The 12,454-nt window shown below is 66.2% G+C and carries 11 protein-coding genes; 3 read left to right on the forward strand and 8 right to left on the reverse strand.

Features of this window, described 5'->3' with window-relative positions; translation table 11 throughout:
• Positions 1-3: 3 nt before the first annotated feature.
• The 3 genes from OB2597_RS21020 to OB2597_RS14360 form a co-directional block, all read right to left on the reverse strand.
• Complete coding sequence (locus tag OB2597_RS21020) at positions 4-492, reverse strand: hypothetical protein (protein WP_009806315.1); 489 nt, start codon at positions 490-492, stop codon at positions 4-6.
• A complete protein-coding gene (locus OB2597_RS14355) occupies positions 489-971 on the reverse strand; it encodes an RNA pyrophosphohydrolase (RefSeq protein ID WP_009806316.1) in 483 nt (160 codons plus the stop codon). The genes OB2597_RS21020 and OB2597_RS14355 overlap by 4 nt, the downstream gene beginning before the upstream one ends.
• A 149-nt stretch (positions 972-1,120) precedes the next feature.
• Positions 1,121-2,014, reverse strand: a complete 894-nt coding sequence (locus OB2597_RS14360) for a LysR substrate-binding domain-containing protein (protein ID WP_009806317.1) — start codon at positions 2,012-2,014, stop codon at positions 1,121-1,123.
• A gap of 104 nt (positions 2,015-2,118) precedes the next feature.
• Here OB2597_RS14360 and OB2597_RS14365 point away from each other — a divergent pair, with 104 nt between their 5' ends.
• On the forward strand, positions 2,119-3,345 hold the full coding sequence (locus OB2597_RS14365) for an acyl-CoA dehydrogenase (RefSeq protein WP_009806318.1): 1,227 nt from the start codon (positions 2,119-2,121) through the stop codon (positions 3,343-3,345).
• A 231-nt stretch (positions 3,346-3,576) separates the two neighbouring features.
• Here the strand turns inward: OB2597_RS14365 and OB2597_RS14370 are convergent, their stop codons facing one another.
• Genes OB2597_RS14370 through OB2597_RS14385 form a run of 4 tightly spaced genes read right to left on the reverse strand, consistent with a single transcriptional unit; the run spans position 3,577 to position 9,470 of the window.
• Positions 3,577-5,160, reverse strand: a complete 1,584-nt coding sequence (locus OB2597_RS14370; protein WP_009806319.1) for an ABC transporter ATP-binding protein — start codon at positions 5,158-5,160, stop codon at positions 3,577-3,579.
• Positions 5,157-6,383 carry an ABC transporter permease gene (locus tag OB2597_RS14375; protein WP_050759282.1) on the reverse strand — a complete coding sequence of 409 codons (1,227 nt, stop codon included), beginning with the start codon at positions 6,381-6,383 and terminating at the stop codon, positions 5,157-5,159. Before OB2597_RS14375 ends, OB2597_RS14370 begins: the two co-directional genes overlap by 4 nt.
• Positions 6,384-6,422: 39 nt before the next feature.
• Positions 6,423-7,514: a microcin C ABC transporter permease YejB gene (locus OB2597_RS14380; RefSeq protein WP_009806321.1), complete on the reverse strand. Its 1,092-nt coding sequence runs from the start codon at positions 7,512-7,514 to the stop codon at positions 6,423-6,425.
• A 9-nt stretch (positions 7,515-7,523) separates the two neighbouring features.
• Positions 7,524-9,470, reverse strand: a complete 1,947-nt coding sequence (locus tag OB2597_RS14385) for an extracellular solute-binding protein (RefSeq protein ID WP_040609362.1) — start codon at positions 9,468-9,470, stop codon at positions 7,524-7,526.
• A 180-nt stretch (positions 9,471-9,650) separates the two neighbouring features.
• Between OB2597_RS14385 and OB2597_RS14390 the strand changes: the two genes are divergently transcribed.
• On the forward strand, positions 9,651-10,877 hold the full coding sequence (locus OB2597_RS14390) for an MFS transporter (protein ID WP_009806323.1): 1,227 nt from the start codon (positions 9,651-9,653) through the stop codon (positions 10,875-10,877).
• A 93-nt stretch (positions 10,878-10,970) separates the two neighbouring features.
• On the opposite strand, the gene OB2597_RS14395 is transcribed toward OB2597_RS14390, so the two are convergent.
• Positions 10,971-11,492, reverse strand: a complete 522-nt coding sequence (locus tag OB2597_RS14395; RefSeq protein WP_009806324.1) for a c-type cytochrome — start codon at positions 11,490-11,492, stop codon at positions 10,971-10,973.
• A gap of 124 nt (positions 11,493-11,616) precedes the next feature.
• Here OB2597_RS14395 and OB2597_RS14400 point away from each other — a divergent pair, with 124 nt between their 5' ends.
• Positions 11,617-12,453, forward strand: a complete 837-nt coding sequence (locus OB2597_RS14400) for a prephenate dehydratase (protein WP_009806325.1) — start codon at positions 11,617-11,619, stop codon at positions 12,451-12,453.
• The last annotated feature ends 1 nt before the right edge of the window (position 12,454 follow it).

The following is a 12,454-nucleotide window of genomic DNA, read 5'->3' on the forward strand; positions in this document are numbered from 1 at the left end:
GTCCTAGTCCGGTGCGCAGTCGCCGCCGGAATGGCAGGCGAGCACCCGGTCGATCTGGTCTTCGCCCGGGTCGACGAAGATCGTTCCGCCGCACGGGCCGGTCTCGAGAAAGAGCGTGGTCTCGGTCTGGCGGACGAAGGCCAGGACCTCGGCCCCGGCCGGCGGCGGAGCGGCACACCAGACCGAGACGCATTCCAGCACCACCGTCACGGGGGCGGCGATCTCTCCGGCGAAGGCGTCGCCCCTGAGGAAACGCCCCTCGATCGTGGCCTCGAAGGTCTCGGGCGGCCCGTCGGCCTGATCGGGGCTGCGCATCGTCCCCTCATCCGCAAGACGGTCATGGCTCAGCGTGCCGCGCACGACGAGATAACCGTCTTCGGCCTCGGCCGCGCGGGTATAGGCGGTCGCGACATCGGGGCGCAGGCAGGACAGGGCGTATGCCGGTCCGGCGAGCATCGCGACCGACAGCATGAGGGCGATGAAACGGGTCATATATGGCCCTTCAGTTCGGCGAGCACGGCGCGATAGACATCGCGCTTGAAGGGCACGATCGCATCGACGAGCTGCGAGGGCGGCAGCCAGCGCCAGCGCGAGAACTCGGGGTGGTCGGTCGCGATGTCGATATCCGCATCCGTGCCGGTGAAACGCATCAGGAACCATTTCTGCTCCTGCCCGCGGAACCGGCCCTTCCAGAGCTTCGGCACGAGGTCGTGCGGCAGGTCGTAGGGCACCCAGGCCTCGGTCTCGGCGACGATCTCGACCTTGTCCGCCGTCACGCCGGTTTCCTCGCGAAGCTCGCGCAGGGCAGCGGCGCGCGGCTCCTCGCCTTGGTCGACGCCGCCCTGAGGCATCTGCCAGGCCGGCCCGGGGTTGTCGATCCGCTGGCCGACGAAGACCTCGCCCGCCGCATTGGCGAGCATGACACCGACGCAGGGCCGGTAGGGCAGTTTCGCGATCTCGTCCGGGGTCATGGCCACTCCTGTCTGTTGTGGTACGACTTGCCCGCAAGGCGCACAAATCACAAGTCGGTTCCCCCGGACGACGTGCGCGGGGGCGCTGCCCCCGTCGCCCGTGCCGGGCGACTCCCCCGGGATACTTGGGGACCAAAGAAGCAGGGGCGTCAGGCCCAGATGTCTTCGATCTCGGCCTGCAGCCAGCCGCGGAACCGGGCGAAATGCGGCAGATCGGCACTGCGGTCGGGGTAGATCAGCGTATAGGCCTGCCCGGTGCGGAAATCGCCGGGCACGACCCGGAGCAGAGCCTGACGGTCGAGCGCCGAGCGCGCGAGGATCTCGGGGATGAGCGCCACGCCGAGGCCCGCCACGGCCGCATCCAGGACCATGTCGAAGTGATCGAAACGCGCGCCGCGCAGGGCCGGCCGGGGATCGAGGCCGACGGCGCGGCACCAGTCGGGCCAGAGCGTCGGCCGGGTGGACTGCTGCAGCAGCGGCAGCCGCAGGACGGCCCGTGGTGACAGGGACCCCGGCGCAAGCGCGGGGGCGGCGACGACGCAGAGCTCTTCGTCGAGGAGGTGGATGTGCCGCGCGCCGGCACTGCGGTGCTGGGTCCGCTGTATGGCGAGATCGAAGGGTTCCGTCTCGAAATCCACCGGGGCGAGGCGCGCGGCCATGTCGATGGTCAGGTCGGGCATCGTCGCCTGGAAGCCGCGCAGGCGGGGGATCAGCCAGAGCCGCGCGAAGGTCGGCAGCACCGCGAGCCGCAGCACCCGCGCTTGCCCGCCGAAGGCCATCACCGTCATCGCCGCGTCGTTGAGCCGGTCGAGCAGCGGCTCGGCCTCGCGCAGGAAGGCGCGCCCGGCATCCGAGAGGGTCAGCCGCTGCCGCGCGCGGCTGAAGAGCGCCACGCCGAGCCGTGCCTCGAGGCCGGTGATCGACCGGCTGACCGCGCTCTGCGTGAGGCCGAGCTGACGCGCGGCCTGGATGGTCGTGCCGCCGCGCGCGCAGGCGCAGAAGGCCTCGAGTTCGGCGACGGTCGGAGTATAGGCATGGCGCATGGCGGGCGATCTATGAGCAATGGTCATCAAGTGAGGACCAGAACTCGTTATCATGTCGCGCCGCGTTCCGCTACATTCGCAACCAAACTCATAGGAGATACGACATGGATGCCGAGAACCGCCCGCTCATCAAGGACAAGGACCGCCCGAACATGTCGGGCTTTTCGTGGGAGGACCCGTTCCTTCTGAACGATCAGCTCGAGGAAGACGAGCGCATGATCGGCGAGTCCGCCCGCGCCTTTTCCCAGGACCGGCTCGCCGGTCGGGTCGAGAAGATGTACATGGAGGAGGGCGTGGACCCCGAGATTTTCGCCGAGATGGGCGAGGCCGGGATGCTGGGCGTCACCGTGCCGGAGCAGTATGGCGGGCTGGGCTCCGGCTATGTCTCCTACGGTCTCGTCGCGCGCGAGGTGGAGCGGATCGACAGCGGCTTCCGCTCGATGTGCTCGGTCCAGTCGAGCCTCGTGATGTACCCGATCTATGCCTATGGCTCGGAAGAGCAGCGCAAGAAGTACCTGCCCAAACTGGCGAGCGGCGAATGGATCGGCTGTTTCGGCCTGACCGAACCCGATGCCGGATCGGACCCGGCCGGCATGAAGACCCGCGCCAGGAAGACCGAGGGAGGCTATGTGCTCAACGGCGCGAAGATGTGGATCTCGAATGCGCCGATCGCGGATGTCTTCGTGGTCTGGGCCAAGTCCGACGCGCATGACGGCGCGATCCGCGGCTTCGTGCTGGACAAGGGGATGAAGGGGCTGAGCGCGCCCAAGATCGGCGGCAAGCTGTCGCTGCGGGCCTCGATCACCGGCGAGATCGTGCTGGACGACGTGGAAGTGGGCGAGGAGGCGCTGCTGCCCCATGTCTCGGGGCTGAAGGGGCCCTTCGGCTGTCTCAACCGCGCGCGCTATGGCATCGCCTGGGGCGTGATGGGCGCGGCCGAGGACTGCTGGTTCCAGGCCCGGCAGTATGGCCTCGACCGCAAGCAGTTCAACAAGCCGCTGGCGGGCACGCAGCTCTACCAGAAGAAACTGGCGGACATGCAGACCGAGATCACCCTCGGCCTGCAGGCCGCGCTGCGGGTCGGGCGGCTCTTCGACGAGGCGCGCGCCGCACCCGAAATGGTGTCGCTGATCAAGCGCAACAACTGCGGCAAGGCGCTGGACATCGCGCGCACGGCCCGCGACATGCACGGCGGCAACGGCATCCAGATCGAGTACAAGGTGATGCGGCACGCCGCCAACCTCGAGACGGTGAACACCTACGAGGGGACGCATGACGTGCATGCGCTGATCCTCGGACGGGCCCAGACCGGGTTGCAGGCGTTTTTCTGATACTCCGGGCGGCGGCGCGGCTGGCCGAGGTCGCGCCGCCTTCGGCGAGAGTATTTCCGGCAAGATGAAGCAGGGGCGGCGTACTCCGCCCCCGGAACGGGGCGCGGGGCGGCAACGGGCATTTGCGGCCGGTGCCCTGCTGGCGGGAGCGCGCGCTTCAGCGGTTCGAAGCGGTTTCGGGGACGCGAAGCGGGGTGGTCGCGGCGGGGCGCGACGGATGGCGGCGGTCGGTCAGGCGTCCATCGTCGCCGCGGCGAGGAGCTGTCGCGTGTAGGCGTGGCGCGGGTTGTCGAAGACCTGCTGCGCCGTCCCGACCTCGACCACGTCGCCCTGTTTCATCACCATGACCCGGTGCGACATGGCGCGGACGACGTTCAGGTCGTGCGAGATGAAGAGATAGGCCAGCCCGTATTTCCGCTGCAGCTCGCGCAGCAGGTCGACGATCTGCACCTGCACCGTCCTGTCCAGCGCCGAGGTCGGTTCGTCGAGCACCACGAGCTTGGGCCGCAGGATCATCGCGCGGGCGATGGCGATGCGCTGGCGCTGGCCGCCCGAGAATTCGTGCGGATAGCGGTCCATCGTTTCGGGGTTCAGGCCGACCTCGCCCATGACCTCGGCCACGAGGTCGCGGACCGGCCTCTCCGTCGCCATCTTGTGCACCGAGAGCCCCTCGGCGATGATCTGGGCGCAGGTCATGCGCGGCGAGAGCGAGCCGAAGGGATCCTGGAAGACGATCTGCATCTCGGACCGCTTGTTGCGGAGTTCGCGCGTGGACCAGGCATGCACGTCCTCGCCGTCGAACCGCACCACGCCCTCCGACTGGATCAGCCGCATGATCGCCAGCGCCAGCGTGGTCTTGCCCGAACCGGATTCACCGACAATGCCCAGCGTTTCGCCGGCGCGCACCTCGATCGTCGCCTCGTTGACCGCCTTGACGTGGCCGACCGTCCGTTTGAACAGGCCCCGCTGGATGGGGAACCAGATCCGGAGGCGGTCGGTTTCAGCGATCACCGGGGCGTCGCCGGCGGCGGGTTCGGGCGATCCGGCGGCATGGGCGGCCAACAGCTTTTGCGTATAGGGATGCTGCGGCGCATCGAAGATCGTATCGGTGTCGCCGGTCTCGACGATTTCGCCGTCCTTCATGACGCAGACCCGGTCGGCGATGCGGCGCACGATGTTCAGGTCGTGGGTGATGAAGAGCATTCCCATCCCCTCTTCGGCCTTCAGCTCGGCCAGCAACTCGAGGATCTGGGCCTGGATCGTCACGTCGAGGGCGGTGGTGGGTTCATCGGCGATCAGCAGCTCGGGCCGGTTGGCCAGCGCCATGGCGATCATCACCCGCTGCCGTTGCCCTCCCGACAACTGGTGCGGGTAGGAGCCGAGCCGGCTGGCCGCGTCGCGGATGCCGACCTTTTCCAGCAGTTCCACGATCCTGTCGCGCACTGCCTCGCCGCGCAGGCCCTGGTGCAGTTCGATCGACTCCGCGAGTTGCTTCTCGAGCGTGTGCAGCGGGTTGAGCGAGGTCATCGGCTCCTGGAAGATGAAAGAGATGTCGTTGCCGCGTACCTGCATCAGCTTGGCCCGCGAGACGCCGATCATCTCTTCGCCCTTGAAGGTGACAGAACCCTCGACATGGGCATTGTCACCCAGGAGCTGCACGGTCGAGAGGGCCGAGACGGACTTGCCCGACCCGGATTCACCCACGAGCGCCACGGTCTCGCCCTTGTCGACCTGGAAGGAGACGCCCTTGACCGCCGGGATCAGCCGGCCGTCCTGCTTGAAGGAGACCTTGAGGTCTTTGACGTCGAGCATCATTGGAAGGTCTTTCTCGGGTCGAAGGCATCGCGCACGCCTTCGAAGATGAAGACAAGCAGCGACAGCATCAGGGCGAAGACGAAGAAGGCCGTGAAGCCGAGCCATGGCGCCTGGAGGTTCTGCTTCGCCTGCAGCGTCATCTCGCCCAGAGACGGGGCCGAGGAGGGCAGGCCGTAGCCCAGGAAGTCGAGCGAGGCGAGCGCGCCGATGGTCCCCGTCACGATGAACGGCAGCATGGTGAGCGTGGCCACCATGGCATTGGGCAGCATGTGTCGGAACATGATGGTCATGTTCGACACGCCGAGCGCCCGGGCCGCGCGCACGTATTCGAGGTTCCGCGCCCGCAGGAATTCCGCCCGCACCACGCCGACGAGCGCCGTCCAGCCGAAGGCCACCATAAGGAAGACCAGCAGCCAGAAGCCGCGCCCGAGGATCGCGAAGAGGATGATGATCACGTAGAGTTGCGGCACGCCCTGCCAGATCTCGATGATCCGCTGGAAGATCAGGTCGAGCAGGCCGCCGAAGAAACCCTGGATCGCCCCGGCGAAGATCCCGATGAGCGAGGCGCAGGTCGTCACGATGATGGTGAAGAGGATCGACAGCCGGAAACCGTAGATCGCCCGCGCCAGCACGTCGCGCTTGGTGTCGTCGGTCCCGAGCAGGTTGTTGCCGCGCTGATCTGCGGGAAGGAAGCCGAAGTGGCTTTCGCCGTCGTCGCCGGTGTAGCTGCCGATCACGTTCGGGGGCAGCGGCGCCGCACCGGAGCGTTCGACCGGCGTATCGAAGGAATAGGGGATGATCGGCCAGAGCGCCCAGCCCTTCTCGATCTCCTCGCCCTCGATCACGCCGTCCTGCGCATCCTCGATATAGCCCTCGGGATCGTCGAAGCAGAGGTCCAGACCGCCGGTCTCGATCAGGCACTGCACTTCGGGGTCGCGATAGATCGCTTCGGTCTGGAAATCGCCGCCGAAGGCCGTCTCGGGATAGAACTGGAAGACAGGGAAATAGTATTCGCCCCGGTACTGCACGAGGAAGGGTTTGTCGTTCGCGATGAACTCGGCGAAGAGCGACAGGCCGAAGAGAATGCCGAAGATGATCAGCGACCAGAAGGCCCGGCCGTTGCGGCGGAAGTTCCGCCACCGCCGCTTGTTGAGCGGCGACAGTTCGAACCGGCCCTGTTTCTCGGGCGGCGCGACGGGCGGCGGCCCGTCCTGCCCCGGCATGCGGCCGGGCAGTGGATCGGTGGCGCAATGGACCATGGCTCAGCCCTCCCGCCGCTCGAAGTCGATACGCGGATCGACGAAGACGTACATGAGATCCGACAGGATCCCGACGATCAGACCGATCAGGCCGAAGACGAAGAGCGACCCGAAGATGATCGGATAGTCGCGCGCCACCGCCGCCTCGTAGCCGAGCCGCCCCAGCCCTTCGAGAGAGAACAGCGTCTCGATGATGATCGACCCGCCGAAGAACACCCCGATGAAGACCGCCGGAAAGCCCGCGATGACGATCAGCATGGCGTTGCGGAAGACGTGGCCATAAAGCACCCGCCGCTCGGACAGGCCCTTGGCGCGGGCGGTCATGACATAGTGTTTCTTGATCTCGTCGAGGAACGAGTTCTTGGTCAGCAGCGTCAGCGTCGCAAAGCTCGAGATGGTGGAGGCCAGCACCGGCAGGGTGATGTGCCAGGCGTAGTCGACGATCTGGCCCCAGAGCGTCAGCTGGTCGAAATTGTCCGAGGTCAGGCCGCGCAGCGGGAAGATGCGATAGTACGACCCGCCAGCGAAGAGCACGAGAAGCAGGATCGCGAAAAGAAAGCCCGGAATGGCATAGGCCGCGATGATCAGGCCCGAGGTCCAGGTGTCGAACCGCGACCCGTCACGCACCGCCTTGCGGATCCCGAGCGGGATCGAGATCAGATAGGCGATGAGCGTCGACCAGAGCCCGAGCGAGATCGACACCGGCAGGCGGTCGATCACCAGGTCGATCACGTCCGCCTTGCGGAAATAGCTCTCGCCGAAGTCGAGCTGCAGGTAGTTCCACATCATGTTGAAGAACCGCTGGACCGGCGGCTGGTCGAACCCGAATTCCTTTTCGAGTTGCGCGATGAACTCGGGCGGCAGCCCGCGCGCGCCGGCATAGTCTCCTTCGTAGGCCGAGGAGGTATCCTCCATGCCCACGTCGGTGCCGGACCCGGAAAAGCTTCCGAACACGTCGCCCTGCCCCTGCTGCTGGGCGATGATCTGTTCGATCGGTCCGCCCGGCACGAACTGCACCAGGACGAAATTGATCACCATGATCCCCAACAGGGTCGGGATCACCAGCAGGAGGCGTCGAAGGATGTAGGCTCCCATGGGGGCGGCTTACCTCAAGGCCCCGGCGGCTTTCAATGCTTCGGCCTTTTCGGGATCGACCCACCAGAAATCCATTTCGCCGACGGCGAAGGGCGGCATTTCCTCGGGATGCTCGTACATGTCGAAATAGGCCAGCCAGTGGTCCGACTTGTAATAGGCCGGGACCACGAAGAATTCGTGCCGCAGGGCGCGGTCCAGCGCGGTGAGGGCGGTGGTCTCTTCCTCCTTGGTCTCGGCGAAGAGGGCCGTGTCGATCAGCTTGTCGATCAGCGGGCTCGAGATGCCCGCCGGGTTGAAGACGCTGATCGCCGCCTGTTCGGACCCATAGAGCTGCATCAGCCCGGTGCCGGCGCCGATGAAGGTGCGGTAGCCGTCAAAGATCATGTCGTAGTCACGCTCCCGCCGGCGCAGCGTGTACTGGCTGGGATCGACCTTCTGAACCTCGGCATTCACGCCCATCTGCTGCAGGTTCTGCACATAGGTGCCGATCAGGCTTTCCATGGTCGGCGATCCGGACGAGTTTATGGGGATCACGATGTCCAGCGTCTCGCCCTCGGCGTTGCGGCGCACGCCGTCCGAGCCGACCGCATAGCCCGCCTCATCCAGCAGGCGCATGGCCTGGCGCAGGTTGCGCCGGTCCACGACCCGCGTCGGAGAGGAGGTATGCGGCACGCGAACCGGTTCCGTGATCATCTCTTCGGGCACGATGTCGCCGAGCGACCGCAGCAGTTCCAGTTCCGCCCCCTCGGGGACGTCCCGCGCATGCTGCACCGTGTCCTGAAAGAAGGATTCGCGCTGGTCGAACAGGCCGTACTGCAGGCTCTCGTTCGTCCATTCGAAGTTGAAGCCGAGCGCCAGCGCCTCGCGGATGCGCTTGTCGGCGAACTTTTCGCGGTCCAGGTTGAAGACGAAGCCCACGTTCGTCGGCGGATTGCCGTCGGGGATCTCTTCCTGCACGACCCAGCCCTTCTCGACCGCGGGAAAGTTGTACCCGGTGGCCCATTGCTTGGAGTTGGTCTCGTTCCGGAAGGTGTATTCGCCCGCCTTGAACGCCTCGAAGGCGGCGGTCTCGTCAGCGAAATACTCGACCCGGATCGTGTCGTAATTGTGCCGGCCGACGTTGATCGGAAGGTCCTTGCCCCAGTAGTCGGGATTGCGCTTGTAGACGATCCGCCGGTTGATGTCGTAGCTGTCGACCATGTAGGGGCCCGACCCCGGCGAGGTCTCCATCCGTGGCTCGTCGAGCCGGGCGCCCGTCTCTTCGAACCACTTCTTCGAGAAGATGTCGACCGCCCCGACCTGGCTGATCAGCGACCGGCGCGAAATGTCCGGGGCGAAGGTGAACCTGACCGTGTGTTCGTCGATCACCTCGGCCCCGGTCACGCGCTGCTTGACCGCATTGGCGTAGGAGGGAAGCCCCTGTTCGAGAAAGAGGTTGTGCGAAAAGACCACGTCCTCGGCCGTCAGAGGCGTTCCGTCCGAAAACCGCGCCTCGGGCCGCAGGTGGAAGATCACCCAATTCTTGCCCTGGTCATATTCCAGGCTTTCGCAGAGCAGGCAGTACGAGGTCGCGTATTCGTCGGCCGGTGCGTTCCCGTCCAGCAGGGTTTCGTACATCATCGAGGCCAGGGCCCCGGCCCGGCCCTTGCGGGAATAGGGATTCATGCTGTCGAACGTGCCCGAGGCGTCGATCGCGAATTCGCCGCCCTTGGGCGCATCGGGATTCACATAGTTGAAATGCTCGAAATCCGGCGGATACTGCAGCTCACCGTAGTAGTTGTAGCCATGCGCCTCGATCACGACCTCGCCATCGGCGCCCGTCTCGGCAGAGTGGCTTTCCGACCGCACGCCGGTGGCGAGAATCGCCGCGCCCAGTGCCGTCAGGGCCAGCAACCCCGCCTTCCGCAGCGGGTCGCGCATGGTGTCGGTCTGGCTTGGGGACGGTCTGTGGCGCATTCGGAGGCTCCTAGGGTCTGGGACACAGGTCGTACGTGTCGAGATAAGCTACTTGCGCCGCGCGGCCACATTCAAGTTGAGAATCCGTGAGAGCGCCGTGATGCCACTCCGCCGGTGCGCATCCGGAAGGCGGAGAAACGCGCGCTTGCGCTCCCCGGTCCGTTGCGGCACGTCGGACGGGTGAAAAATCCGCGCTTCATCCTCGACAACTTTCCGTTTCTCGCGGCCGGCGCCCTGCTGACCTTCCTGTCGAGCTTCGGGCAGACCTTCTTCATCTCGATCTTCTCCGGTGAAATCCGCGAAGGCTTTGGTCTGAGCCACGGGGAATGGGGCGGGATCTACATGCTCGGGACCGGGGCCTCGGCCGTGATCATGGTCTGGGCGGGCGGCCTGACCGACCTGTTCCGCGTCCGCCGGCTGGGCCCGATGATCATCGGGGGGCTGGCCGTCGCCTGCCTCTGCATGGCCTACAATCGCAGTGCGGTCCTCCTCCCGTTCATCATCCTGATGCTGCGGTTCTTCGGGCAGGGCATGACGAGCCACATCGCCGTCGTGGCCATGGCGCGCTGGTTCGTCGCGGCGCGGGGTCGGGCCCTGTCGCTCGCGGCGCTCGGATTTTCAGCGGGCGAGGCGCTGCTCCCGATCCTCTTCGCCTCGCTGATGACGCGCATCGACTGGCATCTTCTGTGGGTGGCCGGCGCGGGCGTCTGCCTTGTCGGTGCGGCGGTCCTGGCGGGCCTGCTGGGCAGGGAGAGAACGCCGCAGTCCCATGCCGCGACCGATCACAGCCTGGGCATGCTGGCCCGGCACTGGACCCGGGGCGAGGCGCTGCGTCATCCGGTCTTCTGGCTCATGGTGCCCGCGATGCTCGGCCCCGGCGCCTTCAACACCGCGTTCTTCTTTCACCAGGTCCATTTCGCCGAGATCAAGGGCTGGACCCACGTGGAACTGGTCGCCTTCTTCCCGCTGTACACGGCACTGTCGATCCTCTCGATGCTGGGCGTGGGCTGGCTGCAGGACCGGCTTGGCACCGTTCGGCTGATCCCGTTCTTCCAGCTGCCGATGGTGGCGGCCTTCGCGATCTTCGCCTGGGCGGACGGGCCGGTGGCCATGGCCCTGGGCTTCCTCTTTCTCGCGCTGACGACCGGGGCCAACGCCACGCTGCCCAATGCCTTCTGGGCCGACATTTTCGGCACGGCGCATATCGGCTCGATCAAGGCGGCGGTCGCGGCAACCATGGTTCTGGGCTCGGCGATCGGCCCGGGTCTGACGGGGGCGCTGATCGACCTCGGCCTGGGGCTCGAGCGGCAGTTCCTGCTGATCGCAGCCTATTTCGTGCTGACGACGGCCCTCATCTCCGCCGCCGCGGCACGCGTCGCGGCCGCGAGCCCCGCCCGCGGGGCCTGATGCCACCGCCATCGCCGCTGCCAGGGACCGAGCACGAAAAAACGCGGAAGCCCGGGGCCTCCGCGTCCGTAATTTTCCCGATCGACGGGCGGGTTATTCCGAGATCGACTGCAGATAGGCCACGAGGTCGGCGCGATCCCCGGCCTTCCGGATCCCGGCAAAGGACATCTTGGTGCCCGGCGCGAACCCTTTGGGATCTTCGATGAACGCATTCAGGTTTTCGGGGGTCCAGGTCTCGGCAACCTCGACCAGGGCGCCGGAATAGCTGTAGCCATCGACGCCGCCCACGGCACGGCCGACGACGCCGTCCAGATAGGGACCGGTCGCGTTCGAGCCGTCGATCTTGTGGCATGCCTTGCACTTGCCGAAGACGCGCGCGCCGCTGTCCACGTCGGCCGAGGCGAGAAGCGTCGCGAAATCGGGGCCCTCTTCCTCTTCCGCCGCGCCGCCTTCGTCTTCATCGGTCTCGATCACATAGGCCTGCGCATGTTCCTCGCCATGGCCGCCCGCCTCGGTCGCATAGACAATCTCTGCGGCCCACTTGCCCAGCAGGAAAACCAGCAAGGCACCGCAAAAAGCGCCGCCGGCCTTGGTCAGTGTCATGGTGTCGAACATTGATGCCGCGTCCCTGATGTTTCGTCACGTTTCCGGCGCGTATCTATATGCTTCCACTCCCATGACGCAAGGTGTACTTACCGCGACCAATCGCCCGGGGTCGCGGGCGCGAGAGGACGATCGAATGACCAAACCCCTGATTGCATTCCAGGGCGCGCTCGGCGCCTATTCGCACGAAGCCTGCCAGTCCGCGCGGCCCGATCACGACCCCCTGCCCTGCCGGACCTTCGAGGAATGCATCGACGCGGTGCTGGACGGCACGGCGGATCTGGCCATGCTGCCTGTCGAGAATTCGACCTACGGACGGGTCGCCGACATCCATTCCCTCCTGCCGAAAAGCGGGTTGCACATCGTCGACGAAGCCTTTGTCCGCGTGCGGATCAGCCTGATGGCCCGCCCGGGAACCCGGCTTGAGGACGTGAAGTCCGTCCGCGCGCATCTGGTTCTTCTGCCGCAGGCCCGCTCGTTCCTCCGCCAGCACGGGATCCGGGCGGAAGCAGCGGCCGACAGCGCCGGCGCGGCGGCCGAGCTCGCCCGCGCGGGCGACCCGGGCGAGGCGGTTCTCGCCAGCGAACTGGCGGCAGAGATACACGGGCTCGAGATCCTGGCCAGCGACATCGAGGATCACGGTCACAACACCACCCGTTTTCTGGTGATGTCGCGTGAGCCGAACTATGCCCGCCGCGGCGCCCATGGCATGATCACGACCTTCGTCTTCGAGGTCCGGAACATTCCCGCCGCGCTCTACAAGGCCATGGGCGGTTTCGCCACGAACGGCATCAACCTGACCAAGCTGGAAAGCTACATGGTCGGCGGGTCGTTCACCGCCACCCAGTTCTACGTGGATATCGAGGGGCACCCCGAGGATGCGAACGTCAGGCTGGCGCTGGACGAGCTGAAGTATTTCACCCAGATGCTGGAAATCCTGGGCGTCTATCCCGCCGACCTCCAGCGCCACTGAG

It is taken from the genome of Pseudooceanicola batsensis HTCC2597 (assembly GCF_000152725.1).
Taxonomy (GTDB): domain Bacteria; phylum Pseudomonadota; class Alphaproteobacteria; order Rhodobacterales; family Rhodobacteraceae; genus Pseudooceanicola; species Pseudooceanicola batsensis.

Coding starts and splice junctions, on each gene's coding strand:
- OB2597_RS21020 (WP_009806315.1), bottom strand. CDS start 492: ATGACCCGTTTCATCGCCCTCATGCTGTCGGTCGCGATGCTCGCCGGA.
- OB2597_RS14355 (WP_009806316.1), bottom strand. CDS start 971: ATGACCCCGGACGAGATCGCGAAACTGCCCTACCGGCCCTGCGTCGGT.
- OB2597_RS14360 (WP_009806317.1), bottom strand. CDS start 2,014: ATGCGCCATGCCTATACTCCGACCGTCGCCGAACTCGAGGCCTTCTGC.
- OB2597_RS14365 (WP_009806318.1), top strand. CDS start 2,119: ATGGATGCCGAGAACCGCCCGCTCATCAAGGACAAGGACCGCCCGAAC.
- OB2597_RS14370 (WP_009806319.1), bottom strand. CDS start 5,160: ATGATGCTCGACGTCAAAGACCTCAAGGTCTCCTTCAAGCAGGACGGC.
- OB2597_RS14375 (WP_050759282.1), bottom strand. CDS start 6,383: ATGCCGGGGCAGGACGGGCCGCCGCCCGTCGCGCCGCCCGAGAAACAG.
- OB2597_RS14380 (WP_009806321.1), bottom strand. CDS start 7,514: ATGGGAGCCTACATCCTTCGACGCCTCCTGCTGGTGATCCCGACCCTG.
- OB2597_RS14385 (WP_040609362.1), bottom strand. CDS start 9,470: ATGCGCCACAGACCGTCCCCAAGCCAGACCGACACCATGCGCGACCCG.
- OB2597_RS14395 (WP_009806324.1), bottom strand. CDS start 11,492: ATGTTCGACACCATGACACTGACCAAGGCCGGCGGCGCTTTTTGCGGT.
- OB2597_RS14400 (WP_009806325.1), top strand. CDS start 11,617: ATGACCAAACCCCTGATTGCATTCCAGGGCGCGCTCGGCGCCTATTCG.